Here is a 23,821-nt window from a genome sequence, read left to right on the forward strand (position 1 = left end):
AAGCATCGGAGCACCCGGCGCCTCCGTACGGATCGACAGAGTCGAGTTGGCGACGGGCCGGAATCCGACTCGGCCCGTCGCCCGGGATGCGGGCGACGGGCCGGACGCGGCGCGCGGCGGCGGGATCAGCCGTTGAGCCACCGGTGGATGCACTGGAGCAGGTCGGCGGCGTCCACCGGCTTGGTGACGTAGTCGCTGGCGCCGGAGGAGATGCTCTTCTCCCGGTCGCCGTGCATCGCCTTGGCCGTCACGGCGATGATGGGCAGGTCGGCGTAGCGGGGCATGGCCCGGATCGCGGCGGTGGCGGCGTAGCCGTCCATCTCCGGCATCATCACGTCCATCAGCACCAGGTCGATGTCGTCGTGGCGCATCAGCGTCTCGACGCCCTGCCGCCCGTTCTCGGCGTAGACGACGTCGAGACCGTGCAGCTCCAGGATGTTGGTGAGCGCGAAGACGTTGCGCGCGTCGTCGTCCACCACCAGCACCTTGCGGCCGCTCAGGTCGGCCGGCAGCGCGTCGGCGACCGGCCGGTCGGCCGGCAGCACCGGCGCGAACGGCAGCACCCGCTCGGGGGTCACCGCCGTCAGGTGCAGGGCGATCCGCTCGCGCAGGTCGTCCAGGCTGCGCAGGACCTCCAGCGGCCGATCGTGGGCCAGCGCCTGGAGCAGGCTCTGCTGGCCGGCGGCCAGCGGGTGACCGTGGTACGCCAGCACCGGCACCCCGCGCAGCGCCGGATCGTCGTGCAGCGTCCTGAGCAGCGTGGTCCCGCCGTCGTCGGGCAGGTCGAGCTGGAGCACCAGCAGGTGGTGCCGCCCGCCGGAGAGCGTCTCCAGCGCCGAGGCCACGTCCACCGCGGTGGAGATCTCCACCTGCGGGTGCGCCTCGCCGAGGTCCGCCGCGACGCCCTGGGCGAGCAGCGTCAGCAGCCCCTTGTCGTGGCGCTCCAGCACCAGCACCCGGCGGACCTCGCCCGGGGAGAGCGTGACGGCGGGCGGCAGCGCGGCCGGCAGCGCCCAGGGCGACGGCCCGCCGTCCGTGGTCGCCTCCGCGCCGGCCGTCGGCACGGCGCCGACCGGCAGGTAGAGGGTGAACGTGCTGCCCTGGCCGAGCACGCTGTGCGCCTTGATCCGGCCGCCGAGCAGGTGGGCGATCTCCCGGCTGATGGACAGCCCGAGGCCGGTGCCCCCGTACCGCCGGCTGGTGGTGCCGTCGGCCTGCTGGAACGCGTCGAAGATCGCGGTCAGGTGCTGCTCGGCGATACCGATGCCGGTGTCGATCACCCGGAACGCGATCACCGTGCCGCCCGGGGCGAAGCCGTCGGGCAGCTCGTCCGGTGCGGCCCGCTCGATGCGCAGCTGCACCTGCCCCCGCTCGGTGAACTTGACCGCGTTGGAGACCAGGTTGCGCAGCACCTGCCGCAGCCGCTGCTCGTCGGTGTGCAGCCGCGTCGGCACGCCCGGCCCGGTGCTGATCTCCAGCTCCAGCCCCCGGGGCGTGGTCAGCGGCCGGAACGTGGCGTCGACGTAGTCGCGCAGCGCGGACACCTCGAAGGTCTCCGGGTTGATGTCCATCTTCCCGGCCTCCACCTTGGACAGGTCGAGAATGTCGTTGATGAGCTGGAGCAGGTCCGTGCCGGCGGAGTGGATGACGGTGGCGTACTCGACCTGCTTGGCGGTCAGGTTGCGGTTCGGGTTCTGCGCCAGCAACTGGGCGAGGATGAGCAGCGAGTTCAGCGGCGTACGCAGCTCGTGGCTCATGTTGGCGAGGAACTCCGACTTGTACTTCGAGGCGAGCGCGAGCTGCTGGGCCCGCGTCTCCAGCTCCTGCCGCGCCTGCTCGATCTCGGAGTTCTTGGTCTCGATGTCGTGGTTCTGCCGCACCAGCAGGGCCGCCTTGTCCTCCAGCTCGGCGTTGGAACGCTGGAGCTCCTCGGAGCGGGCCTGCAACTCCTCCGAACGGGCCTGGAGTTCGGCGGCGAGTCGCTGCGACTCGGTGAGCAGCACGTCGGTGCGGGCGTTGGCGACGATGGTGTTGACGTTGACGCCGAGGGTCTCGGTGAGCTGGTCGAGGAAGTCGCGCTGCACCTCGGTGAAGCGGCTCATGCCGGCCAGCTCGATCACGCCGAGCACCTGGTCCTCGAAGAGGATCGGCAGCACCACCAGGTGCAGCGGGGCGGCGGCGCCGAGGCTGGAGGAGACGGTGACGTAGTCGGCCGGCACGGCGTCCACCACGATCGCCCGCTTGCTCACCGCGGCCTGCCCGACCAGGGACTCACCGAGGGCGTACCGGCGGCCGGTGGTGTCGTGCCCGTACCCGCCGACCACCCGCAGGCCGGTGCCGCCGGCACCCTCGTCGACCAGCAGGAACGTGCCGAGCTGGGCGGAGACCAGCGGGGCCAGCTCGTTCATCACCAGGCCGGCGACCACGTCCAGGTCCCGGTGGCCCTGCATGAGCCCGGCGATGCGGGCCAGGTTGGTCTTGAGCCAGTCCTGTTCCTGGTTGGTGCGGGTGGTCTCGCGCAGCGACTCCACCATCGAGTTGATGTTGTCCTTCAGCTCGCCGACCTCGCCGGGGGCGTCGACGGTGATGGAGCGGGTCAGGTCGCCGGTGGCGACCGCGCTGGTCACCTCGGCGATGGCCCGGACCTGGCGGGTGAGGTTCCCGGCCAGCTCGTTGACGTTCTCGGTGAGCCGCTTCCAGGTGCCGGAGACGCCCTCGACCTCGGCCTGCCCGCCGAGGCGGCCCTCGCTGCCGACCTCCCGGGCCACCCGGGTCACCTCGGCGGCGAACGACGAGAGCTGGTCCACCATCGTGTTGATCGTGGTCTTCAGCTCCAGGATCTCGCCGCGCGCGTCGACGTCGATCTTCCTGGTCAGGTCGCCCTGGGCCACCGCCGTGGTGACCTGGGCGATGTTGCGCACCTGGCCGGTCAGGTTGTTCGCCATCGAGTTGACGTTGTCGGTCAGGTCCTTCCAGGTGCCGGCCACGTTCGGCACCCGCGCCTGGCCGCCCAGTCGGCCCTCGGTGCCCACCTCCCGGGCCACCCGGGTCACCTCGTCGGCGAACGCGCCGAGCGTGCCGACCATCGTGTTGATGGTCTGGGCGAGCACGGCCACCTCGCCCTTGGCCTCCACGGTGATCTGCCGGCTCAGGTCGCCCTGGGCCACGGCGGTGGCCACCAGCGCGATCGAGCGCACCTGGTTGGTGAGGTTGTTGGCCATCTCGTTGACGTTGTCGGTCAGGTCCTTCCAGGTGCCGGCCACGTTGGACACCCGCGCCTGGCCGCCGAGGCGGCCCTCGGTGCCCACCTCCCGGGCCACCCGGGTCACCTCGTCGGCGAACGCGGAGAGCTGGTCGACCATCGTGTTGATGGTCTCCTTCAGCGCCAGGATCTCGCCGCGCGCGTCGACCCGGATCTTCTGGGTCAGGTCGCCCTTCGCCACCGCCGTGGTCACCTCGGCGATGCTGCGCACCTGCGCGGTGAGGTTGTCCGCCATGACGTTGACCGACTCGGTGAGGTCCTTCCAGGTGCCGGAGACGCCCTTGACGTCGGCCTGCCCGCCGAGGCGACCCTCCGTACCGACCTCCCGGGCGACCCGGGTCACCTCGTCGGCGAACGACGACAACTGGTCCACCATCGTGTTGATGGTGTTCTTCAGCTCCAGGATCTCGCCGTGCGCGGTGACCGTGATCTTCTGCGACAGGTCGCCCCGGGCCACCGCCGTGGCCACCTGCGCGATGCTGCGCACCTGGTCGGTGAGGTTGACGGCCATCGAGTTCACCGAGTCGGTGAGGTCGCGCCAGGTGCCGGCGACGCCGCTGACCTGGGCCTGACCGCCGAGGCGCCCGTCGGTGCCGACCTCCCGGGCCACCCGCGTCACCTCGTCGGCGAACGACGACAACTGGTCCACCATCGTGTTGATGGTGCTCTTGAGCTCCAGGATCTCGCCCCGGGCGTCGACGGTGATCTTCTGCGACAGGTCGCCCCGGGCCACCGCCGTGGTGACCTGGGCGATGTTGCGCACCTGGCTGGTCAGATTGCCGGCCATGAAGTTCACCGAGTCGGTGAGGTCGCGCCAGGTGCCGGCCACCCCGGGCACCTCCGCCTGGCCGCCGAGGCGCCCCTCGCTGCCCACCTCCCGGGCCACCCGCGTCACCTCGTCGGCGAACGACGACAACTGGTCCACCATCGTGTTGATGGTGATCTTCAGCTCCAGGATCTCGCCGCGCACGTCCACGGTGATCTTCTGCGACAGGTCGCCCCGGGCCACCGCCGTCGCCACCTCGGCGATGTCGCGGACCTGGTCGGTGAGGTTGCCGGCCATGGCGTTGACGGAGTCGGTCAGGTCCTTCCAGGTGCCCGACACCCCGGGCACCTCGGCCTGACCGCCGAGCTGCCCCTCGGTGCCGACCTCGCGGGCCACCCGGGTCACCTCGGAGGTGAACAGCGACAGCTGGTCCACCATGCCGTTGAAGACGGTGGCGATCTCCCCCAGCAGGCCGTCGGCGTCCTCCGGCAGCCGGGTGCCGAAGTCGCCGTCGCGCACCGCCGTCAGGCCGGCCAGCAGCTGCCGCAGCCCCGGGTCGGCCATCGCCGCGCCGCCACCGGCTGCCGGGCTGTGCCGCGCCGCCGTCTTCTCGACCACCACAGACCACCTCGCAGCCGCCGGGGGCCCGCCCACCGGCACGACATCAACCGCGCAAGTATGCACAGTCCGGCCGGCGGCCGCGCGGGCAGCGCGACAGGCCGTCGCCGGCCTGACCGACCCGGGCCCCGCGCCGCCGGCACCCCGCCCGAAACCGGCTCCCCCCGACAGCCGGGGCGGCGCCCGATCGGCCCGTGGGGTGCGGCGGCGCGGGGCCGGGACGACGCCCGATCGGCCGTCCGGGGGCGGGGCCGTGGGGCGTCCAGGACGACGCCCGACCGGCCGTCCGGGGGCAGGGCCGTGGGGCGTCCAGGACGACGCCCGACCGGCCGTCCGGGGGCAGGGCCGTGGGGCGTCCAGGACGACGCCCGACCGGCCGTCCGGGGGCAGGGCCGTGGGGCGTCCAGGACGACGCCCGCTCAGTCGGCGGCGCAGCGGTCCGACAGCGCGTAGCGGAGCAGCACCACGTCGCCGATCTGGCGGGTCTCCACCAGCCGCGCCCGGCGGCCGGGATGCCAGGGGAACGTCCCGTCGCCGACGAACCGGGGCGCCCGCCGGTCGCCGACGAAGAACGGGGCCACCACCAGGTGCAGCTCGTCGGCGAGGCCGGCGGTGAGGAACTGCCCGAGCACGTTCGCCCCGCCCTCCACCATCAGCCGCTCCACGCCCCGGCCGGCGAGGTCGGCCAGCGCCCACGCCGGGTCGACCCGCTCGCCCGCGTCCACCACCGTGGCCCGGCCGGCCAGGCGCTGCCCGGTCTGCTCCGCCGCCGGGCTCGCGCAGTAGACGATCCGGTCGGCCTCGCCGGTGGTGAAGAACCGGGCGGCCGGGTCCAGGTCGCCGCAGCCGGTCACCGTCACCTTCGTCGGCGACGCGGACAGGCCCCGCGCGAGGCGGGCGGCCCGGCGCCGCGCGGAGCGGACCAGCAGCCGCGGGTCGTCACGTCGGACCGTGCCCGCGCCCACCAGGATCGCGTCGCAGCCGGCCCGCACCTCGTCGACCCGGTCCAGGTCGGCCTCGTTGGACAGCAGCAGCCGCTGCGCGCTGGCGTCGTCGAGGTAACCGTCCAGCGACGTCGCGCAGCTGAGCAGGACGTACGGGCGGTCAGTCACGGACGAGCGGGAGGTCGAGGGCGTGCCCGCCACGGCCGGCCTTGGCCGCCAGGTAGCCGGCGTTCGCCGGGGACAGGTGCACGCCGGTGGGTACCCGCGCGGTGACCGTCACCCCGAGCCGGGCGAGCTGCGCCGCCTTGTCCGGGTTGTTGCTGAGCAGGGCGGCCCGGTCCACGCCCAGCGCGGCGAGCATCTGCGCGGCGACGGTGTAGTCCCGCTCGTCGGGCCGGTGGCCCAACGCCAGGTTCGCCTCGTAGGTGTCCAGCCCGGCGTCCTGCAGCGCGTACGCGTCGAGCTTGGCGTACAGGCCGATGCCCCGGCCCTCCTGACGCAGGTAGAGCAGGTAGCCGCCGGCGTCGGCGATGCGTTCGACCGCCTCGCGCAGTTGCGGGCCGCAGTCGCAGCGCCGGCTGCCGAACACGTCCCCGGTCAGGCACTCGCTGTGCGGGCGCACCAGCGGCGGGACCGGCCGCGCCACCCTCCCGTCGAGGGGTCCGGCCCGGTCGCCGAGGCCGAACGCGAGGTGCTCCCGGCCGTCGACGAGACCGTCGAACGAGAACACCCGCGCGGTGGCGAGGTAGCCGTCGGAAAACCTCAGCGGGACCGTGACCTGCGTACGAACCGTGGCGGCGGGCGGGGTTTCGGGCACTCGGACTCCTCGTCAGACGGTGTTGGCGGGCACGCGGACACGACGGACCACCAGGACGGCGGCGCCGGGAAGGCTCGCGACGAGCACCAGGGCCCCGTACACCATGGCGGTGGCCACGCCCTCGGCGGCGCTCAGGCCGGCCGCGCCGAACGCCCACGCGGCCACGCCCTCCCGGGGGCCGAAACCAGCGACGTTCGCCGGTATCCCCATGGCCAGCAGCGCCAGCAGCGTCAACGGCACCAGCAGGGCCAGCGGGGCGGTGGAGCCGGCGGTGCGCGCGGCCAGCACGAACGTGGCCAGGTGGCCGGCGACGGCAACGGTGGACGCCACCAGCACGCCCGGCCACGTCCGGCGGCCGAGCAGCCCGGACCGCACGTCGGCCGCCGCGGCGCGCGCCGCCCGCGCCCAGCGCGACGGCCCCGCGCCGGGCAGCGCGCGGGCCAGCAGGACGACGCCGAGACCGGCCGCCGTCAGCAGCGCGGCGGCGGCCGGCAGGTGCGGCCGGACCGGCGACGGGAACGCGGCGAGCACGACCACCGCGACGGCGGCCAGCACCACCTGCCCGGCGGCGCGCTCCCAGACCACCGCGCGCACGCCCCGGCCGACGTCGCCGACGTCGCGGCCGTGACGCACCGCCCGGTGCACGTCGCCGAGCACACCGCCGGGCAGCGTCGCGTTGAGGAACACCGCCCGATAGCAGTGCGCGACGGCCGTCGGCAGCGGCAGCTTCACGCCCAGCCCCGCCGCGACCAGGCTCCACCGCCAGGCGCAGCACACGGTGGTCAACAACCCGATGCCGAGCGCGGCGGCCAGCGCCGGGGCGTCGATCAGGCGGAGGCCGTCGAGGAACGGGCCGGCGCCCAGCCAGCCCAGCAGGGCGGCAAGCACGGCCAGGCCGCCGAGCGCGTGCGCCCACGCGCGGAACCGCCGCGTCGGCACGGTCGCCGTCGCCCCCACTCGGCCCTCCCTCGACGATCTTCCTTCCGGTAGGCACGCCCCGCACGCCCGCCCGGTTCAGCCGCCGGCCAGCAGGTCGAGGTGCTCCACCACGACGCCGAGCCGGCCGGCGGCGATCTCGGCGCGGCGGCGACCGGCGTACGCCCGGGCCGGGCCGGCCAGTTCGGGCCGCTGCTCGCAGGCCGCGTCGAGCCAGCCGGCGAACCACTCGCCGGCCAGCGCGGCCTGCGCCGGGCCGAGCCGCCACGGGCTGGGCCGCAGCAGCACCTCGACGCCGTGCCGGGCGAACGCCGCCGCGCAGGCGTGCACGGCGTCCGGCCCGAGCAGGGCGCGCCCGCCGACCGTGCGGCGCTGGTGGTCGTCGAACGCGGCGGCGACCTCCACGTCGAACGGGTCGGCCGGGGTGAGCCGCACCCGCCCGGTCACCGAGAGGGCCAGCAGCGTCGGGCGGCCGGCGCAGGCCGCGACGAGACGCTCGACCTCCTCGGCGGTGAGCATGTCCAGCAGCGCGGACGCGGTGACCAGGCACGCGTCGGCCAGGTCGGCGGCGGTCAGCCGGGTCAGGTCGCCGCGCCGGGTCTCGACGGTGACCGCCGCGCCGTCGGCGGCGGCGTCGGGCCGTCCGGCGACCGCCCGGGCCAGCAGGTCGGCGTCGCCGTCGTGCAGGATCCAGTGCTGCGGGCCGGGCAGGCGCGGCGCCAGCCAGCGGGCCATCGAGCCGGTGCCGGCGCCGAGGTCGTGCACGACGAGCGGCCCGGCGGGCGCGAGCGGGTCGGCGCCGGCTGCCAGCCGGCGCCGGACGAGCTCCGCCAGGTCACCGGCGCGGGCCGCCGCGTCGGCGGGCTCGCGCAGCGCCAGCCAGTCCGCGAAGTGCGGCGGCAGGTCCACGCTCATGCCGCCGCCTCCGCCAGCACGGCGACGGTCGCCGCGACGGTGGCCGGCCAGCCGTCGAGGGTGCCGCGCCGGTCGCGCGCCGCCCGCCGCAGCCGCCCCCGCAGCCCGGGGTCGCCGAGCCAGCGCCGCAGCGCCCCCGCCAGGGCGGCCGGATCGTCGGGAGGCACCAGCAGGCCCGGGTACGCGCCGTCCGGCGCGCGGCCCAGGGCCTCGGGCAGCCCGCCGGCGGCCGTGCCCAGCACCGGGATCCCGCGCGCGAGGGCCTCGGTGACCACCATCCCGTACGTCTCCCGGCGTGACGCCAGCACCAGCAGGTCGGCGGCGGCGTACGCGGCGTCGAGGGCCGCCCCGGTGCGCGGGCCGACCAGGCGCACCCGACCGGTGAGGCCGTGCCCGGCCGCCCGCCGGCGCAGCGCCGCCACGAACCCGGGATCCCGGGTGAGCGCGCCGACGCAGACGCACTGCCAGGTCAGGTCGGCGACCACGGCAAGCGCCTCCACCAGCACGTCGTGCCCCTTGTGCGGGGCGACCGCGGCGACGCAGAGCAGGCGCCCGCCGGCCGGCGTACCGGGGGCGGGCGGGGCCGGGTCGACGCCCGGCGGGGCGACGTGCACCCGCCCGGCGGGCAGCGCGTACCGGTCGAGCAGCCGCCGCCGGGTCCACCCGCTGGTGGTGACGACCGCGACGGCGGCGGCCAGGGCCGCGCCCTCCGCGTCGTGCTCCAGCGGCAGGTGCACCACCACGACGAGGCGCAACCGCCGGGCCTGCGGGGTCAGCGCCTGCGGCGCGGCCGAGGCGACCAGCCCGTCGAGCAGCACCACCGCCCCGTCGGGCAGCGCCGCGAGCACCCGGGCGAGCCCGGCGCGCGCGGTCGCGTCGGGGCGGGGCCAGCCGCCCGGCACAGCATGCTCGTGGACCCTCCAGCCGGCCGCCGCGAGGCCCCGGCAGAGCCGGCGGTCGTAGGTGTTGCCGCCGCTCGGCGCGGCCGGGTCGTCGATGTCGTTCGGCAGCACGACGTGCACGACCGACGCGCGGCGCCGCGCCGTCGCCGGACCCGCCGGGTGGACGTCCACCCCGGCCTCAGAGGGACCGCTCACAGCTGGCCCAGGCGACGTGCGACTCGTGCAGCGTGACGGTGATCCCGGCGAGCGCACGGGCCCCAGCGCCGAGGTCGCCGCCGCGCGCCCGCTCGGCGAGGCGGTCGGCGACGGTCCGGGCGAGCACCTCGGTGGTGGTGTTCACGCCGGCGAACGCCGGCTCGTCGTCGAGGTTGCGGTAGGTCAGCTCGCCGAGCACGGCCCGGAGCTGCTCGGTGGCCAGTCCGATGTCGACCACGACGCCGTCGGCGTCCAGGTCGGCGCGGCGGAAGGTGGCGTCGACGACGAAGGTCGCCCCGTGCAGGCGCTGCGCCGGGCCGAACACCTCGCCCCGGAAGCTGTGCGCGATCATCATGTGGTCACGGACGGTAACGCTGAACACGGATCACTCCCCGTCGTAGGTGATGAGGTGGCACAGCGCGGGCAGACTGCCCGCGGCCAGCCGGGCCAGCACGTCGGGCAGCTCCGCGAACGGCGACTCCCCGGTGACCAGCGCGTCGAACACGGGATCGGCGAGCAGGTCCAGGGCCAGCGCCAGCCGGTCGGCGAAGCCGCGGCTGCCCCGCCGGGCCGGCGCGACCGCGCCCACCTGGCTGCTGCGGATCGTCAGCCGTCCGGAGTGGAACGCCCCGCCCAGCGCCAGGTCGACCACGCGGTCGCCGTACCAGCTCAGCTCGACGACCGTGCCCTCGGCACGCAGCAGCTCCAGCGACCGGCGCAGGCCGGCGGAGGTGGCGCTGGCGTGCACCACGAGGTCCCGCCCGCCGGCGGCGTCCCGCGGCGCGGCGAACCCGACGCCGAGCGCGGCGGCGACCGCCGCCCGGGCCGGGTCGGTGTCGACCAGTTCGACGCGCACGCCGGGGAAACGGGCGAGCAGCGCCGCGACGCAGCAGCCGACCATGCCGCCGCCCACCACGCTCACCCGGTCGCCCACCAGGGGCGCGGCGTCCCAGAGCGCGTTCACCGCCGTCTCCACGGTGCCGGCGAGCACCGCGCGGGCCGGCGGCACCGCCTCCGGCACCGGCACCACCGCCTCGGCCGGGACCACGTACGCCGTCTGGTGCGGGTGCAGGCAGAACACCGTCCGGCCGCACAGGTGGGCGGGGCCCCGCTCGACCACGCCCACGCTGAGGTAGCCGTACTTCACCGGCGCGGGGAAGTCGCCCTCCTGGAACGGGGCGCGCATCGCGGCGTACTGGTCGGCGGGGACGCGGCCGGCGAAGACCAGCGTCTCGGTGCCGCGGCTGACGCCGGAGCAGCGGCTGCGCACGAGCACCTCACCCGGGCCGGGCTCGGGCAGCGGCGCCGGCCGGATCTCGCCGACGCCGGGCGTACGGAGCCAGAAGGCGCGCGCCTCGCGGGTCACCGGCTCCCCCTCACCCGCATCCGGAGCGAACCGGACGGCGGTGTTTTCCGTAGTTCATGTCGAAAGTCGTCGACCATAGACACGGAGGTACGGTGCCCACGGTTCGAAGGGGCCCGGCGATCGGGCTGTTCGTGCAGATTGTCCTGTTGGCGGGGCTGGCGGGAACGGCCGGCCTCGGGCCGGCGGGCTGGCTCGCCGGGACCGCGTACGGCGTGGTGCTGTGCCTGGCGCTCAGCCGAGGGCTGGGCCCCCCGCCCGGGCGCGGCCTCGGGCCGGCCGACCGGGTGACGCTGGCCCGGGCCCTGCTCGTCGGCGGCGTGACGGCGCTGGCCGTGGACGCGCTCGCCGCCGGCGCCGACCGGGCCGCTGCGGTGGGAACGCTGGTCGCCCTCACCTCGGTGGCGCTGGCGCTCGACGCCGTCGACGGCCACGTGGCCCGGCGCACCGGCACGACCAGCGCGCTCGGGGCCCGCTTCGACATGGAGGTCGACGCGTTCCTCATCCTCGTCCTCGGCCTGTACGTCGCGCCGGCCGTGGGCGGCTGGGTGCTCCTCCTCGGCGCCATGCGGTACGCCTTCGTCGCCGCGGGCCGGGCGCTGCCCTGGATGCGCCGGCCGCTGCCGGCGAGGTACTGGCGCAAGGTCGTCGCGGCGGCGCAGGGCGTCCTGCTGCTGGTGGCGGCGGCCGGGGTGCTGCCGGGACCGGCGACCGCCCTCGTGCTGGTGGCGGCGCTGGCCCTGCTCGTCGAGTCGTTCGGCCGCGACGTCGGCTGGCTGTGGCGGCACCGTCCCGTCGACCCGGCCCCGCCCCGGCGCCCCGCGCCGCCGGTCCCGGCCGCCGCCCGACGGTCGCCGGCGCGGCCCGAGTTCGCCGCCGTCGGTGACTGACCGCCGGCCGGTCGCCCCGCGCGGCGCGCGTCGACGGGTCGCGGCGCCGGCGGCCACCGCGCTGGCCGCCCTGCTGGTGTTGGCCGCCCTGACCGCGCCGCACCAGCCCGGCCGGCTCACGCCCGGCGGGTTCGTGCGGATCCCCCTGGAAGGGCTGGTCGCCGTCGCCGTGCTGCTCGCCCTGCCGGCGCGGGCACGACGGCCGGTGGCGGCGTTCGTCGGCGCGCTGCTCGGCCTGCTGGTCCTGTTGAAGGCCGCCGACCTGGGCTTCCTGGCGACGCTCGGCCGCCGGTTCGACCTCGTGCTCGACTGGGCCCTGCTCGACGACGCCGTCGGGTTCCTCGCCGACTCGGTGGGCCGGGCGGGCGCGACCGGCGCGGTCGTGGCGGCGGTGTTGCTGCTCGCCGGGCTGGTCGTCGCGACGACCGGGTCGGTGCTGCGGTTGACCGCCGTGCTGGCCCGGCGCCGCGCGGCGACCCGGCGGACCGTCGCGGCGCTGGTGGTGGTGTGGCTGGCCGCCGCCGCGTTCGGCGTGCGGGTCGTCCCCGGCGTGCCGGTCGCCGACTCGGCCGCCACCGACCTGGTCGGCGCGCACGCGCACCAGGTACGCGCCCGGCTGCGCGACCGGGAGGTCTTCGCGGCCCGGGTCGCCGCCGACCCCTTCCGGGACGTCCCCGGCGACCGGTTGCTGACCGCGCTGCGGGGCAGGGACGTGGTGGTCGCCTTCGTGGAGAGCTACGGGCGCGCCGCGGTGGAGGACCCGGAGTTCGCCCCGTCGGTCGGCGCGGTGCTCGCCGACGGGGACCGCCGGCTGCGGGCGGCCGGGTTCGCCGCCCGCAGCGGCTTCCTCACCTCGTCGACCGTCGGCGGCGGCAGCTGGCTGGCCCACGCCACCCTGCTGTCCGGCCTGTGGATCGACAACGAGCAGCGGCACCGCAGCCTGCTGGCCAGCGACCGGCTGACGTTGGGCGGCGCGTTCCGGCGGGCCGACTGGCGCACGGTGGGCGTGATGCCGGCCGCCACCCGGCCGTGGCCGGAGGGCGCCTTCTTCGGCTACGAGCGCTTCTACGACGGCCGCAGCCTCGGCTACCGGGGGCCGAGGTTCGGCTACGCCCCGATGCCCGACCAGTACACGCTGGCCGCCTTCGACCGGCTGGAGCGTGCCCGGCCCGACCGCGCGCCGGTCATGGCGGAGATCGCGCTCGTGTCGAGCCACTCGCCCTGGACCAGGATCCCCCGCCTGGTCGACTGGGCGCGGCTCGGCGACGGCGGCGTCTTCCACGGGGCGACCGTCGAGAACCCGTCGTCGCAGGCCCGCGCCGGCTACCGGCAGGCCGTCGGGTACTCGCTGGCCGCCCTCGTGTCCTGGCTCGAGAGGCGGGGCGACGACGATCTGGTGCTGGTCTTCCTCGGTGACCACCAGCCCGCCCCCGTCGTCACCGGCGAGGGGGCCGGCCGCGACGTGCCGGTCACCATCGTCGCGCGCGACCCGGCCGTGCTCGACCGGATCTCGGGTTGGGGCTGGACCGACGGCCTGCGCCCCGCGCCGGACGCCCCGGTCTGGCCGATGGACGCCTTCCGCGACCGGTTCCTGACCGCCTACAGCGGATGACCGCCGCGCACGCCCGCCCTCGACCACCTCGGCGGGGACGGTCGACGGCCGCCCGATGGCCGGTCGTCAGCGGGGCGCGACGAGGTCGGCGTAGTCGGCGACGGTGAGGGGGCGGCGGGACAGCGACCCGTCGGCGCGCGGCACCCCGAGGGACGTCCCGCCGCGCAGGAACTCCACGGTGTCGACGTCGGACCGGGCCGTCAGCGTGCAGACGATCTGGCCGAACGCGAGGACCTCGTCGCTGCGGCCCGTCTCGTCTCCGGTCTCGCCGACGTCCACCTCGGCCTCGGTGCCCACGTGCCGGGCGGCGGCGGTCGCGACGGCCCCCGGCAGCGCGGTGCTCAGGCCACTGTCGCGCTCGGCGGCGGTCGGGCCGGCGAGCAGGTGCTGGAGCTGGGCGTCGACGGTGGGCGTGCCGTCCACGCGGCGTTGCACGCGCACCAGACGGTCGTCGCGGACGAAGCAGAGCACCTCCGTCGCCCGCCCCGCCGTCAGGGTCGGAGGCGGGGTCGTCACGACCCCGCCCGAGGTGGGGAACGGCCCGGGCGGCGGCGCCACGGCGCGCGGGGTGTCCTCGTCGGGGACGCCGCACCCGGCGAGCAGCCCCAGGGCGACGAGCGCGGCGCCGAGTCGACACCACGGTCCCGGCGGGCGCCGGCTCACGGCGACACCCCGGGAAGTTCGACCCGGAAGCGGGCGCCCCCGCCGGGGCGGTCGGCGACGCCGGCGGACCCCCGGTGCGCGGCGGCGTGCTGGGCGACGAGGGCGAGCCCGAGACCGGTGCCGTCGCCGGCGGCGCGCGCGTGGGCGGCGCGCCCGCGCACGAAGCGGTCGAAGATGGCGTCCCGGTCGGCCGGCGGCACGCCCGGCCCCGCGTCGTCGACCTCGACGACGCCGACCCCGCCCCGCTGCGCCAACCGTACGGCCACCGGGCCGCCGCCGTGGCGGACCGCGTTGTCGACGAGGTTGGCCAGGATCTGCTCGACGCGACGCCGGTCGACCAGCCAGGTGGCGGCGACACCGGGGTCCACGCGCACGAGCGCGGTCGCCAGCCCGCGCGCCTGGCACACCCGGCGCGCCGACGCCGCCACGTCGACGGGCTGCCGGTCCGCCGGCTGGTCGGTGCGGGCGAGCTCGATCAGGTCGTTGACCAACTGCTGGAAGCGGGTGATCTCGTCGGCGACCAGGCCGGCCGCGGTGGCCGTCCGGTCGTCGAGGTGCTCCCGGCGCCGGGCGAGGACGCTGGCCGCCGCCGCCAGGGTCTGCAGCGGCGAGCGCAGCTCGTGGCTGACGTCCGCGGCGAAGCGGCGGTCCCGCTCGATACGCCGGGAGAGCTGGTCGACCATGTGGTTGAACGACGTGGACAGCCGGGTGAGGTCCGGGTCGGTGGTCGGCGCGAGGCGGGCGGACAGATTTCCCCCGGCGATCTCCTGGGCGGCGTCGGCCACCGCGGTCAGCGGGCGCAGGCTGTGCCGGGTGGCGTACCAGCCCAGGGCCGCGCCGGAGCCGGCGACCACGATGGCGACGGCGGTCAGCGCGAGGGCCAGCACCTGGAGGGTCTCGTCCAGCTCGCGCAGCGAGGTCAGCTCGTAGTAGCTGGTGGACGGGGCCAGCGGCAGGCCGACGAGCAGGGTGGGCTGACCGTTGACGCGGACCCGCTGCACGGCCGGCTCCCCCGCGCGGACGAGCCGTTGCAGGTCGGCCGGGATGGCGGCGGTGAGGCCGGTGTCGGCGCTGCGGGCGTACCAGTCGTCTCCCCGGTGCAGCAGCGGCCGGCGGTTGCCGCCCGTGTCGAGGGAGCGCAGCACCTCCACGACGTCGGGTTCCTCCGTGTCCAGGCCGGTACGCACCACCGCCGCGTCGAAGTACGCCGCCCGCACGGCGGTGCGCTCCCGCTCGTCGAGCAGCGACCGCCTGGTCAGCTCGTACGAGACCAGCGCCATGGAGGCCGACAGCAGCAGCGCGCCGACGGCGAATCCGGCGGACACCCGCGCCCGCAGTCCGAGCCGCCTCACCGGGTCAGCTTGTAGCCGAGGCCGCGCAGCGTGACCAGGTGCCGGGGGTTGCCCGGGTCGTCCTCGATCTTCTGCCGCAGCCGACCGACGTGCACGTCGACGAGCCGCTCGTCACCGGTGTCGTAGCCCCAGACCCGCTGGAGCAGCTGCTGACGCGACAACACGCGGCCGGCGTGCTCGGCCAGCTCGCACAGCAGCCGGAACTCGGTGCGGGTGACCGGCACCGGTCGACCGGCCCGGCGCACCTCCCCCGCGTCCGGGCTGACCTCGAGCGCGCCGAAGGTGAGGACCGGCACGGGCGCGGGCACCGCCCGGGCCCGGCGCCGCAGGGCCCGCAGGCGCGCCGACAGCTCCTTGACCGCCACCGGCTTGACCACGTAGTCGTCGGCGCCGGCCTCCAGCGCGGCCACGATGTCGTGGGTGTCGTCGCGGGCGCTGATCACCACGATCGGCACGTCGTCGTCGCGGCGCAGCTGCCGGATGCACTCGAAGCCGTCCAGGCCCGGCAGCATCAGGTCGACCAGCACGTGGTCGGCCGGCTCCTGGCGCTGCATCCGCAGCCCCTCCTCGGCGGTCGCGGCCCCCCGGACGGTGTAGCCCTCGTCCTCGAGCGCGAGCAGCAGGGCCAGACGGATCCGGTCGTCGTCCTCGATCACCAGCACGCCCGTCATAACCGCATCATCCACAAGCCCGGCCCGAGCGCCCAATCGTGTCCGGCGTTCGGCGGATTTGTCACGCAACTGTCATACGACCGCGTGGCCCGCGCCACGGGCGGCGCCCAGGGTGGTGTGCGGAGCCGACGGGCTCGTCAGCCGTCGGCCGACCGTCCGGAGGAGGGAGCAGATGACCGTCGCCGGCCTCGTCACCGCGCTCGCCGTCGGGCTGCTCGTCGCCACGGCGGGCTGGCTGGCGCTCCCGGGCCGGCGGGACGTCCCGGCCTGGCTGGCCCTGGTGACCGGCATCGTCACCGCCGTCCTCGGCGTCATCCTGGCCCGCATCGTCGGCCTCGACACCGGCCGCGCCGGCCTGTGGGACGTGGCCGTGCCGGCGGCCTCCGCCGTACTCGGCGTCGCGCTCGTGGCCGTCACGGCGCGCCCCCGGCGCCCGCCGGCCCCCGCCGACCCGACGCGGCCGGATCCCGATCCCGCCTCGACGCCGCCGGTCGCGGGCCGGCGGGTCGCGCCGCCCGACCTCCCGTGGAGGAAGACACCATGACCGTCGTACCGGACGACAACTCGATGACGCTGATCTGCGACAGCTGCGGAGACGTGACCACGGGAACCGCGTGCGTCCTGCCCGACGCCGAGGTCGTCTGGACCCTGGTCGCCGAACACGGCTGGAGCGGCTCCCCCTTCGCGACGGGCCCGCACCGCTGCCCCCGCTGCAGCCTGCTGGGCCCCGCCGCCGGCCGCGACGGCGGGGCCGGGCACGGCGACGAGGTGCCCGGCGGAGTGCTGGGGGTGGACCACCTCGACGACGTCGCGGTGGTGACCGCCGCCGGCGACATCGACGTCGACGCCGCCGACGACCTGCGCACCGCCCTGCGGCAGGCGGTGGACATCTGCGGGCACGTCGTGGTCGACCTGACCCGCGTCCACCTGATCGACGCGGGTGGGCTCGGGCTGCTCGTCCGGGCCCACCGCGACGCCCGGGAACGCGGCGCCGTGCTCTGCCTCGCCGCCCCGTCCCGCTTCATCCTGACCGTGCTGCACACCATGCGGCTGGACGGACTGTTCCCGATCTTCGCCAGCGCCGAGGAGGCCGTCCGGCGGCTCTCCCCGCCCGCTATCGGTGGGCCCGCCGGCCTGACGGCCACCGTGGCCGCGCCCGACCGGGCCGGCCGGCCGGCAACGGCGACCTCCGACCGCTGAGCCGCCGGCCCCCGCACCCCGCCCGCCCGTCGAGAGGACGCATCCCGATGCGCATGCCCTGGCCGTACCCGGACGAGGACGCGTTCCGTCCCCAGCCGCCCCGGCCCGCCCCGGACGACGAGGACGCCCGGCTCGCGGCGCTGGTCGCGCAGCGGTTGAGCAGCGACTGGACCACCCGACGCCAGCAGATCGTGGTGACGGTGCAGAACCAGGTCGTCATCCTCTCGGGCGTCGTGGCGGGCCCGGACACCCGGCAGGTGGCCGGTGAGCTGGCCTGGGACGTCCGGGGCGTGGTCGACGTCTGCAACGCCCTGCGGCTCGCCGGCCCCCGCCGGACCCGCCGCTGACGGGCCCCGACCCGCAACGCGTCCCGACCTTCGACGGGCCCCGGCCCCCCGCCCGGCGGCCCACGCCACCGGGCGTAAGCGCCACCGGACGGGCGCACCGCAGCGCGGGCGTCAGGCGGCCCAGACGCCGGTCGCGGCAGCCGACCGGGCGTAGTCGGCGAAGTCCCCGGGCGCCCGGCCGAGCGCCCGGGCGACGCCGTCCGCCAGGCCCTCGTTGCGCCCGTCGAGCACCTGCGTGAACAGGTACGTCAGCAGCGACACCACGTCGGCGGGGACGCCGGCCCCGTGCAGCGCGTCGACGTACTCCTCGACGGAGACCGGGACGAACGAGACCTGGCGGCCGGTCGCCGCGGCGATCTCGCCCACCGCCTCGGCGAACGTCAGCAGCCGCGGCCCGGTCACCTCGTACACCTCGCCGGCGTGCCCGTCCGCCAGCAGCGCCGCCACGGCGACGTCGGCGATGTCGTCGGCGTCCACGAACGGCTCCCGCACGCCGCCGACCGGCAGGTGGAGGGCCCCCGCGCGGATCCCGTCGACGAACGGGCCCTCGCTGAAGTTCTGCTGGAACCAGCTCGCCCGCACCACGGTCCACCGGCCGCCGGCGCCGTCCACGACCTGCGCGACCGCCTTCTCGGCCTGTTCCGCCTCCGGCTCGCCCCGTCCGGACAGCAGCACCACCCGGCGCGCGCCGCTCGCCACGGCCAGCCGCGTGAACGACTCGACGGCCTCGACCGCGCCCGGCACGGCCAGGTCCGGCTGGTAGGTCAGGTAGACCGCGTCCACCCCCGCCAGGGCGTCGGGCCAGGTGGACCGGTCCGCCCAGTCGAACGCGGGGGCCGCGGACCGGGAGCCGAGCCGCACGGGCACCCCGCGGGCGGCGAGCCGGTCGGCGACGCGCCGACCGGTCCTGCCGGTGGCGCCGAGAACGAGGACGGTGTTGGTGTTCGTCATGCCATCGATCCCACCGCGGCCGGGCGGCGGCGGCCATCGCCGCGAGGCGCGGGCGCATACGCGCGCGTCTCACTCACCCGTGGGGTGGACGCGCCCGGCCGTGCCGCCGGGCGGATCAGGCCGCCGGCTGGTCGACTGGGCAGGCGTAGGCGGTGCGTCCGCCCAGCTCCCACGTCCGCACCGGGGCGCCGCAACGGCGGCAGGTGGCGCGCTTGTAGACCCACCGCGCGTCGGGAGCCGAAGGGTCGCTGACCACCTGGCCGGCGTCGCGGCCGAGGGCCAGGTGCCGGACGGCCAGGTCCCACAGCCGGCGGGCGGTCGCCGGCGCGACGGGCCGGGCGGCGGGGTCGAGGCCGGCGAGGAAGAGCAGCTCGGCCCGCCAGGCGTTGCCGACACCCGCCCACACCGCCTGGTCCAGCAGCGCGGTGCCGACCGCCGCCCGCGCGGCGGTCAGCCGCCGCACGGCCTCGTCGCCGTCGGCGTCGGCGCGCAGCGGGTCCGGCCCGAGCGAGGCCCGCAGCGCGCGCTCGCCGTCGGCCGGCAGCGGTTCGCAGCGGGTCGGGGCGATGAGGTCGTACGCGACGCCGGCGCCCGCCAGGCGCAGCCGCACGCCCTTGCGGGGCGGCACCTCGGGGTCGTCGTGACGCAGGAACAGCCCTCGCATGCCGAGGTGGACGTGCAGGCCGGGGGCGCCGTCGACGTGGTAGAGCAGGTGCTTGCCGTACGCCTCCACGGACCGCAGCCGCCGCCCGTCGTACGGCCGGGTGTCCAGGCGGCCCTGCGGGCTGGAGACGGCGAGGACCTGACCGGCGAGCGCGGCGTGCTGGTCGCGCGCGTACCGGTGGATCAGGTGGCCCTCGGGCATGCGGCCCGGATACCCGGCGACCCTGCCCGAAAACGACGCCGACCGGCGGGAACATCGCCGATCGGTCCGTAGTTGTCCCCTTTCGTGACCGACGCTGCGCCGCACCGGCGGCTGCTCGACATCCGGCGGATCTACGTGGAACCGGAGGCCGCCGCGCTGCCCCGGGGGCGGGCTGTGCTGGACCGGTTCCCCGACGCGGAGCGCGTCGAGGTGGAGAGCCACTCCCGCATCCCGGAGCTGTACGGGGACGAGACAAACGTGGCCCGGTGGGTGCGGATCAAGACCGAGGCGCTCGTGCTGGGGGTCAAGAGGTCCCTCACCGCCCGCCCGAACGGCCGGTCGGCCGACTTCATCGCCCCGTCCACGGCGAACGGCTGCGCGATGGCCTGCGCCTACTGCTACGTGCCGCGCCGCAAGGGCTACAGCAACCCGGTGACAGTCTTCGCCAACATCGACCGGATCACCGGCTACCTCGGCCGGCACGTCGGCCGGCAGGGCGTGAAGGCCGAGCCGAACCAGTGCGACCCCACCGCCTGGGTGTACGACATCGGCGAGAACTCCGACTGCTCGCTGGACGCGAGGATCTCCGACAACGTCCGCGACCTGGTCACGCTGTTCCGGGACCTGCCGACGGCGAAGGCCACCTTCGCCACCAAGCACGTCAACCGCGACCTGCTCGACTGGGACCCGCGGGGCCGCACCCGCGTCCGCTTCTCGCTGATGCCGGCCCGGGACGCGAAGCTGCTCGACATCCGGACCTCCCCGGTCGCCGAGCGGATGGCGGCGATCGACGACTTCGTCGCCGCCGGCTACGAGGTGCACGTCAACCTCAGCCCCGTGGTCGTCCGCGACGGCTGGCTCGACGACTGGGCGGAGCTGCTCGACCAGCTGGACGACGCGCTCGGCGCCCGCGCGAAGGCGCAGCTCGCCGCCGAGGTCATCTTCCTGACCCACAACGACCGGTTGCACGAGGTGAACCTCGGCTGGCACCCGAAGGCCGAGGAACTGCTCTGGCGGCCGGAGCTCCAGCAGCCGAAGCGGTCGCAGACCGGCGGCTGGAACGTGCGCTACCGCACCGGCCGCAAGGGCGAGTACGTGGCCGCGCTGACCGACCTCATCGCGGCGAAGGCGCCGTACTGCCGCGTCCGGTACGCGTTCTGACCCGGTGCGGAAATGCGTTCAGGGCCACCCCCGCAAGGGGGTGGCCCTGAACGAAAGAATGTCCGGCGGTGTCCTACTCTCCCACACCCTCCCGAGTGCAGTACCATCGGCGCTGGAGGGCTTAGCTTCCGGGTTCGGAATGTAACCGGGCGTTTCCCCTCCGCCATGACCGCCGTAACTCTATGAAAATGTCAAACACACGTGGAGTGTTCGCTCGTTCAGAGTTGCACAGTGGACGCGTAGCAGCTTAGTAATCAAGTCCTCGGCCTATTAGTACCGGTCAACTGAACCCGTTACCGGGCTTACATTTCCGGCCTATCAACCCAGTCGTCTAGCTGGGGGCCTTACCCATCCAAAGGATGGTGGGATACCTCATCTTGAAGCGAGCTTCCCGCTTAGATGCTTTCAGCGGTTATCCCTTCCGAACGTAGCTAACCAGCCGTGCCCCTGGCGGGACAACTGGCACACCAGAGGTTCGTCCGTCCCGGTCCTCTCGTACTAGGGACAGCCCTTCTCAAGTATCCTACGCGCACGGCGGATAGGGACCGAACTGTCTCACGACGTTCTAAACCCAGCTCGCGTACCGCTTTAATGGGCGAACAGCCCAACCCTTGGGACCTGCTACAGCCCCAGGATGCGACGAGCCGACATCGAGGTGCCAAACCATCCCGTCGATATGGACTCTTGGGGAAGATCAGCCTGTTATCCCCGGGGTACCTTTTATCCGTTGAGCGACACCGCTTCCACACGCAAGTGCCGGATCACTAGTCCCGACTTTCGTCCCTGCTCGACCTGTCAGTCTCACAGTCAAGCTCCCTTGTGTACTTGCACTCAACACCTGATTGCCAACCAGGCTGAGGGAACCTTTGGGCGCCTCCGTTACCCTTTAGGAGGCAACCGCCCCAGTTAAACTACCCACCAGACACTGTCCCTGAACCGGATAACGGTCCGAAGTTAGATACCCAAATCAACCAGAGTGGTATTTCAAGATTGCCTCCACCCATACTGGCGTATGGACTTCACCGGCTCCCACCTATCCTACACAAGCTAACTCAGATACCAATGTCAAGCTATAGTAAAGGTCCCGGGGTCTTTCCGTCCTGCCGCGCGTAACGAGCATCTTTACTCGTAATGCAATTTCGCCGGGCCTGTGGTTGAGACAGTGGGGAAGTCGTTACGCCATTCGTGCAGGTCGGAACTTACCCGACAAGGAATTTCGCTACCTTAGGATGGTTATAGTTACCACCGCCGTTTACTGGCGCTTAAGTTCTCCGCTTCGCCCCGAAGAGCTAACAGGTCCCCTTAACGTTCCAGCACCGGGCAGGCGTCAGTCCATATACATCGAATTACTTCTTCGCATGGACCTGTGTTTTTAGTAAACAGTCGCTTCCCCCTGCTCTCTGCGGCCATACAACGCTCCACCCGCGCGGGGCTTCACGTCTCCGGCCCCCCTTCTCCCTAAGTTACGGGGGCAATTTGCCGAGTTCCTTAACCACAGTTCGCCCGATCGCCTCGGTATTCTCTACCTGACCACCTGTGTCGGTTTGGGGTACGGGCCGCTCAGAACTCGCTAGAGGCTTTTCTCGGCAGCATAGGATCACTGACTTCACCTGAATCGGCTCGGCATCACGTCTCAGCCTACATGTGCTGCGGATTTGCCTACAGCACGGCCTACACGCTTACCCCGGCACAACCACCGGCCGGGCTCAGCTACCTTCCTGCGTCACCCCATCGCTTGACTACTACCCGCCAGGTTCCCACGCTCCCCAACCTCAACCCGAAGGCCTTGGCTGGTTTGGGTGGTTAGCACAACGAGGTTCATCAGGGACGCTCTTTCGCGGGTACGGGAATATCAACCCGTTGTCCATCGACTACGCCTCTCGGCCTCGCCTTAGGTCCCGACTCACCCAGGGCGGATTAGCCTGGCCCTGGAACCCTTGGTCATCCGGCGGAAGGGTTTCTCACCCTTCTTTCGCTACTCATGCCTGCATTCTCACTCGTGCCGCGTCCACAACTGGGTCACCCCGCTGCTTCACCCCCGGCACGACGCTCCCCTACCCATCCACACACCTGCACAACACATCAAGGCGTTGCGAAGTAAAAATGTGAATGCCACAGCTTCGGCGGTGTGCTTGAGCCCCGCTACATTGTCGGCGCGGAACCACTTGACCAGTGAGCTATTACGCACTCTTTAAAGGGTGGCTGCTTCTAAGCCAACCTCCTGGTTGTCTATGCGACCCCACATCCTTTTCCACTTAGCACACGCTTAGGGGCCTTAGCTGGTGATCTGGGCTGTTTCCCTCTCGACTACGAAGCTTATCCCCCGCAGTCTCACTGCCGCGCTCTCACTTACCGGCATTCGGAGTTTGGCTGATTTCGGTAAGCTTGTGGGCCCCCTAGACCATCCAGTGCTCTACCTCCGGCAAGAAACACGCGACGCTGCACCTAAATGCATTTCGGGGAGAACCAGCTATCACGGAGTTTGATTGGCCTTTCACCCCTAACCACAGGTCATCCCCCAACTTTTCAACGTTGGTGGGTTCGGCCCTCCACGCGGTCTTACCCGCGCTTCAGCCTGCCCATGGCTAGATCACTCCGCTTCGGGTCTAGGACACGCGACTGAATCGCCCTATTCAGACTCGCTTTCGCTACGGCTCCCCCACACGGGTTAACCTCGCCACATGCCACTAACTCGCAGGCTCATTCTTCAAAAGGCACGCCGTCACCCCGCAAGGCTCCGACGGATTGTAGGCGAACGGTTTCAGGTACTATTTCACTCCCCTCCCGGGGTACTTTTCACCATTCCCTCACGGTACTCGTCCGCTATCGGTCACCAGGAAGTATTTAGGCTTACCAGGTGGTCCTGGCAGATTCACGGCAGATTTCAGGGGTCCGCCGCTACTCGGGAACACCCACAGAAGGTCAGCAACTTTCACCTACCGGACTATCACCGCCTACGGTCAGCCATTCCAGACTGTTCGGCTAGCCACTGACTTTATAACTCCTCGAACAAGTGTCAGCTTGCTCAGCAGGGTCCCACAACCCCGACCACGCAACCCCTGACAGGTATCACACGCAGCCGGTTTAGCCTCAATCCGCTTTCGCTCGCCACTACTCACGGAATCACTAATTTGTTTTCTCTTCCTACGGGTACTGAGATGTTTCACTTCCCCGCGTTCCCCCCATACACCCTATGTGTTCAGGTGCAGGTGACATCACATGACTGATGCCGGGTTCCCCCATTCGGACACCCTGGGATCACAGCTCGGTTGACAGCTCCCCCAGGCCTATCGCGGCCTCCCACGTCCTTCATCGGCTCCTGGTGCCAAGGCATCCACCGTTCGCCCTTGACAACTTGACCACAAAGATGCTCGCGTCCACTGTGCAATTC

At 73.3% G+C, this 23,821-nt stretch carries 17 protein-coding genes, 2 rRNA genes and 1 pseudogene; 5 read left to right on the forward strand and 15 right to left on the reverse strand.

The features are described from left to right. Positions 1 to 125: 125 nt before the first annotated feature. From GA0070606_RS04780 to GA0070606_RS04815, 8 genes are all read right to left on the reverse strand, one after another. Entirely contained in the window at positions 126 to 4,646 is a 4,521-nt protein-coding gene (locus GA0070606_RS04780; protein WP_425413027.1) for a HAMP domain-containing protein, read from the reverse strand. Positions 4,647 to 5,065: 419 nt separating this feature from the next. Beyond that, the gene (locus GA0070606_RS04785; protein ID WP_091107304.1) at positions 5,066 to 5,758 is read right to left on the reverse strand and encodes a RibD family protein; all 693 of its coding nucleotides are present in this window, start codon (positions 5,756 to 5,758) and stop codon (positions 5,066 to 5,068) included. Continuing rightward, positions 5,751 to 6,407, reverse strand: a complete 657-nt coding sequence (locus tag GA0070606_RS04790) for a GTP cyclohydrolase II (protein ID WP_091095420.1) — start codon at positions 6,405 to 6,407, stop codon at positions 5,751 to 5,753. The genes GA0070606_RS04785 and GA0070606_RS04790 overlap by 8 nt, the downstream gene beginning before the upstream one ends. A 12-nt stretch (positions 6,408 to 6,419) precedes the next feature. Beyond that, positions 6,420 to 7,364, reverse strand: a complete 945-nt coding sequence (locus tag GA0070606_RS04795) for a lysylphosphatidylglycerol synthase transmembrane domain-containing protein (RefSeq protein ID WP_091095422.1) — start codon at positions 7,362 to 7,364, stop codon at positions 6,420 to 6,422. Between the two features lie 57 nt (positions 7,365 to 7,421). Further along, positions 7,422 to 8,258: a class I SAM-dependent methyltransferase gene (locus GA0070606_RS04800; RefSeq protein ID WP_091095424.1), complete on the reverse strand. Its 837-nt coding sequence runs from the start codon at positions 8,256 to 8,258 to the stop codon at positions 7,422 to 7,424. Beyond that, positions 8,255 to 9,280, reverse strand: coding sequence for a glycosyltransferase family 4 protein (locus tag GA0070606_RS04805; protein WP_091107305.1), 1,026 nt, complete (start codon positions 9,278 to 9,280; stop codon positions 8,255 to 8,257). Before GA0070606_RS04805 ends, GA0070606_RS04800 begins: the two co-directional genes overlap by 4 nt. 58 nt (positions 9,281 to 9,338) lie before the next feature. Further along, the gene (locus GA0070606_RS04810; RefSeq protein ID WP_091095426.1) at positions 9,339 to 9,737 is read right to left on the reverse strand and encodes a 6-pyruvoyl trahydropterin synthase family protein; all 399 of its coding nucleotides are present in this window, start codon (positions 9,735 to 9,737) and stop codon (positions 9,339 to 9,341) included. 3 nt (positions 9,738 to 9,740) lie between these two features. Continuing rightward, positions 9,741 to 10,721, reverse strand: coding sequence for a zinc-dependent alcohol dehydrogenase (locus tag GA0070606_RS04815; RefSeq protein WP_091095428.1), 981 nt, complete (start codon positions 10,719 to 10,721; stop codon positions 9,741 to 9,743). 56 nt (positions 10,722 to 10,777) lie between these two features. Here GA0070606_RS04815 and GA0070606_RS04820 point away from each other — a divergent pair. Then, positions 10,778 to 13,220: pseudogene (locus GA0070606_RS04820) on the forward strand (CDP-alcohol phosphatidyltransferase family protein). 66 nt (positions 13,221 to 13,286) lie between these two features. Here GA0070606_RS04820 and GA0070606_RS04825 read toward each other — a convergent pair. The 3 genes from GA0070606_RS04825 to GA0070606_RS04835 are packed head-to-tail and all read right to left on the reverse strand — an operon-like array spanning position 13,287 to position 15,906. Next, positions 13,287 to 13,883 carry a GerMN domain-containing protein gene (locus tag GA0070606_RS04825; protein WP_091095430.1) on the reverse strand — a complete coding sequence of 199 codons (597 nt, stop codon included), beginning with the start codon at positions 13,881 to 13,883 and terminating at the stop codon, positions 13,287 to 13,289. Next, the gene (locus GA0070606_RS04830; protein ID WP_091095431.1) at positions 13,880 to 15,235 is read right to left on the reverse strand and encodes a sensor histidine kinase; all 1,356 of its coding nucleotides are present in this window, start codon (positions 15,233 to 15,235) and stop codon (positions 13,880 to 13,882) included. The genes GA0070606_RS04825 and GA0070606_RS04830 overlap by 4 nt, the downstream gene beginning before the upstream one ends. After that, positions 15,232 to 15,906: a response regulator transcription factor gene (locus GA0070606_RS04835; protein ID WP_091095433.1), complete on the reverse strand. Its 675-nt coding sequence runs from the start codon at positions 15,904 to 15,906 to the stop codon at positions 15,232 to 15,234. The genes GA0070606_RS04830 and GA0070606_RS04835 overlap by 4 nt, the downstream gene beginning before the upstream one ends. Before the next feature lie 172 nt (positions 15,907 to 16,078). On the opposite strand from GA0070606_RS04835, the gene GA0070606_RS04840 reads away from it, so the two are divergent. The 3 genes from GA0070606_RS04840 to GA0070606_RS04850 are packed head-to-tail and all read left to right on the forward strand — an operon-like array spanning position 16,079 to position 17,453. Then, a complete protein-coding gene (locus GA0070606_RS04840; protein ID WP_091095435.1) occupies positions 16,079 to 16,450 on the forward strand; it encodes a hypothetical protein in 372 nt (123 codons plus the stop codon). After that, complete coding sequence (locus GA0070606_RS04845; RefSeq protein WP_091095437.1) at positions 16,447 to 17,106, forward strand: STAS domain-containing protein; 660 nt, start codon at positions 16,447 to 16,449, stop codon at positions 17,104 to 17,106. Before GA0070606_RS04840 ends, GA0070606_RS04845 begins: the two co-directional genes overlap by 4 nt. A gap of 47 nt (positions 17,107 to 17,153) precedes the next feature. Beyond that, positions 17,154 to 17,453: a BON domain-containing protein gene (locus GA0070606_RS04850; protein ID WP_091095439.1), complete on the forward strand. Its 300-nt coding sequence runs from the start codon at positions 17,154 to 17,156 to the stop codon at positions 17,451 to 17,453. 111 nt (positions 17,454 to 17,564) lie between these two features. Here the strand turns inward: GA0070606_RS04850 and GA0070606_RS04855 are convergent, their stop codons facing one another. After that, positions 17,565 to 18,404 (reverse strand): NAD(P)H-binding protein, encoded by an 840-nt coding sequence (locus GA0070606_RS04855; protein ID WP_091095441.1) that lies wholly within the window; start codon positions 18,402 to 18,404, stop codon positions 17,565 to 17,567. Between the two features lie 115 nt (positions 18,405 to 18,519). After that, on the reverse strand, positions 18,520 to 19,269 hold the full coding sequence (locus tag GA0070606_RS04860; RefSeq protein WP_091095443.1) for an Fpg/Nei family DNA glycosylase: 750 nt from the start codon (positions 19,267 to 19,269) through the stop codon (positions 18,520 to 18,522). 84 nt (positions 19,270 to 19,353) lie between these two features. On the opposite strand from GA0070606_RS04860, the gene GA0070606_RS04865 reads away from it, so the two are divergent. Continuing rightward, positions 19,354 to 20,430 carry a spore photoproduct lyase family protein gene (locus tag GA0070606_RS04865; protein ID WP_218105982.1) on the forward strand — a complete coding sequence of 359 codons (1,077 nt, stop codon included), beginning with the start codon at positions 19,354 to 19,356 and terminating at the stop codon, positions 20,428 to 20,430. Positions 20,431 to 20,490: 60 nt separating this feature from the next. Here the strand turns inward: GA0070606_RS04865 and rrf are convergent. Both rrf and GA0070606_RS04875 read right to left on the reverse strand, forming a co-directional pair. After that, positions 20,491 to 20,607, reverse strand: a 5S ribosomal RNA gene (gene rrf / locus GA0070606_RS04870). A gap of 73 nt (positions 20,608 to 20,680) precedes the next feature. Further along, positions 20,681 to 23,791, reverse strand: a 23S ribosomal RNA gene (locus GA0070606_RS04875). Between the last annotated feature and the right edge of the window lie 30 nt (positions 23,792 to 23,821).

The sequence above is a fragment of the Micromonospora citrea genome, assembly GCF_900090315.1.
Classification (GTDB): Bacteria; Actinomycetota; Actinomycetes; order Mycobacteriales; family Micromonosporaceae; genus Micromonospora; species Micromonospora citrea.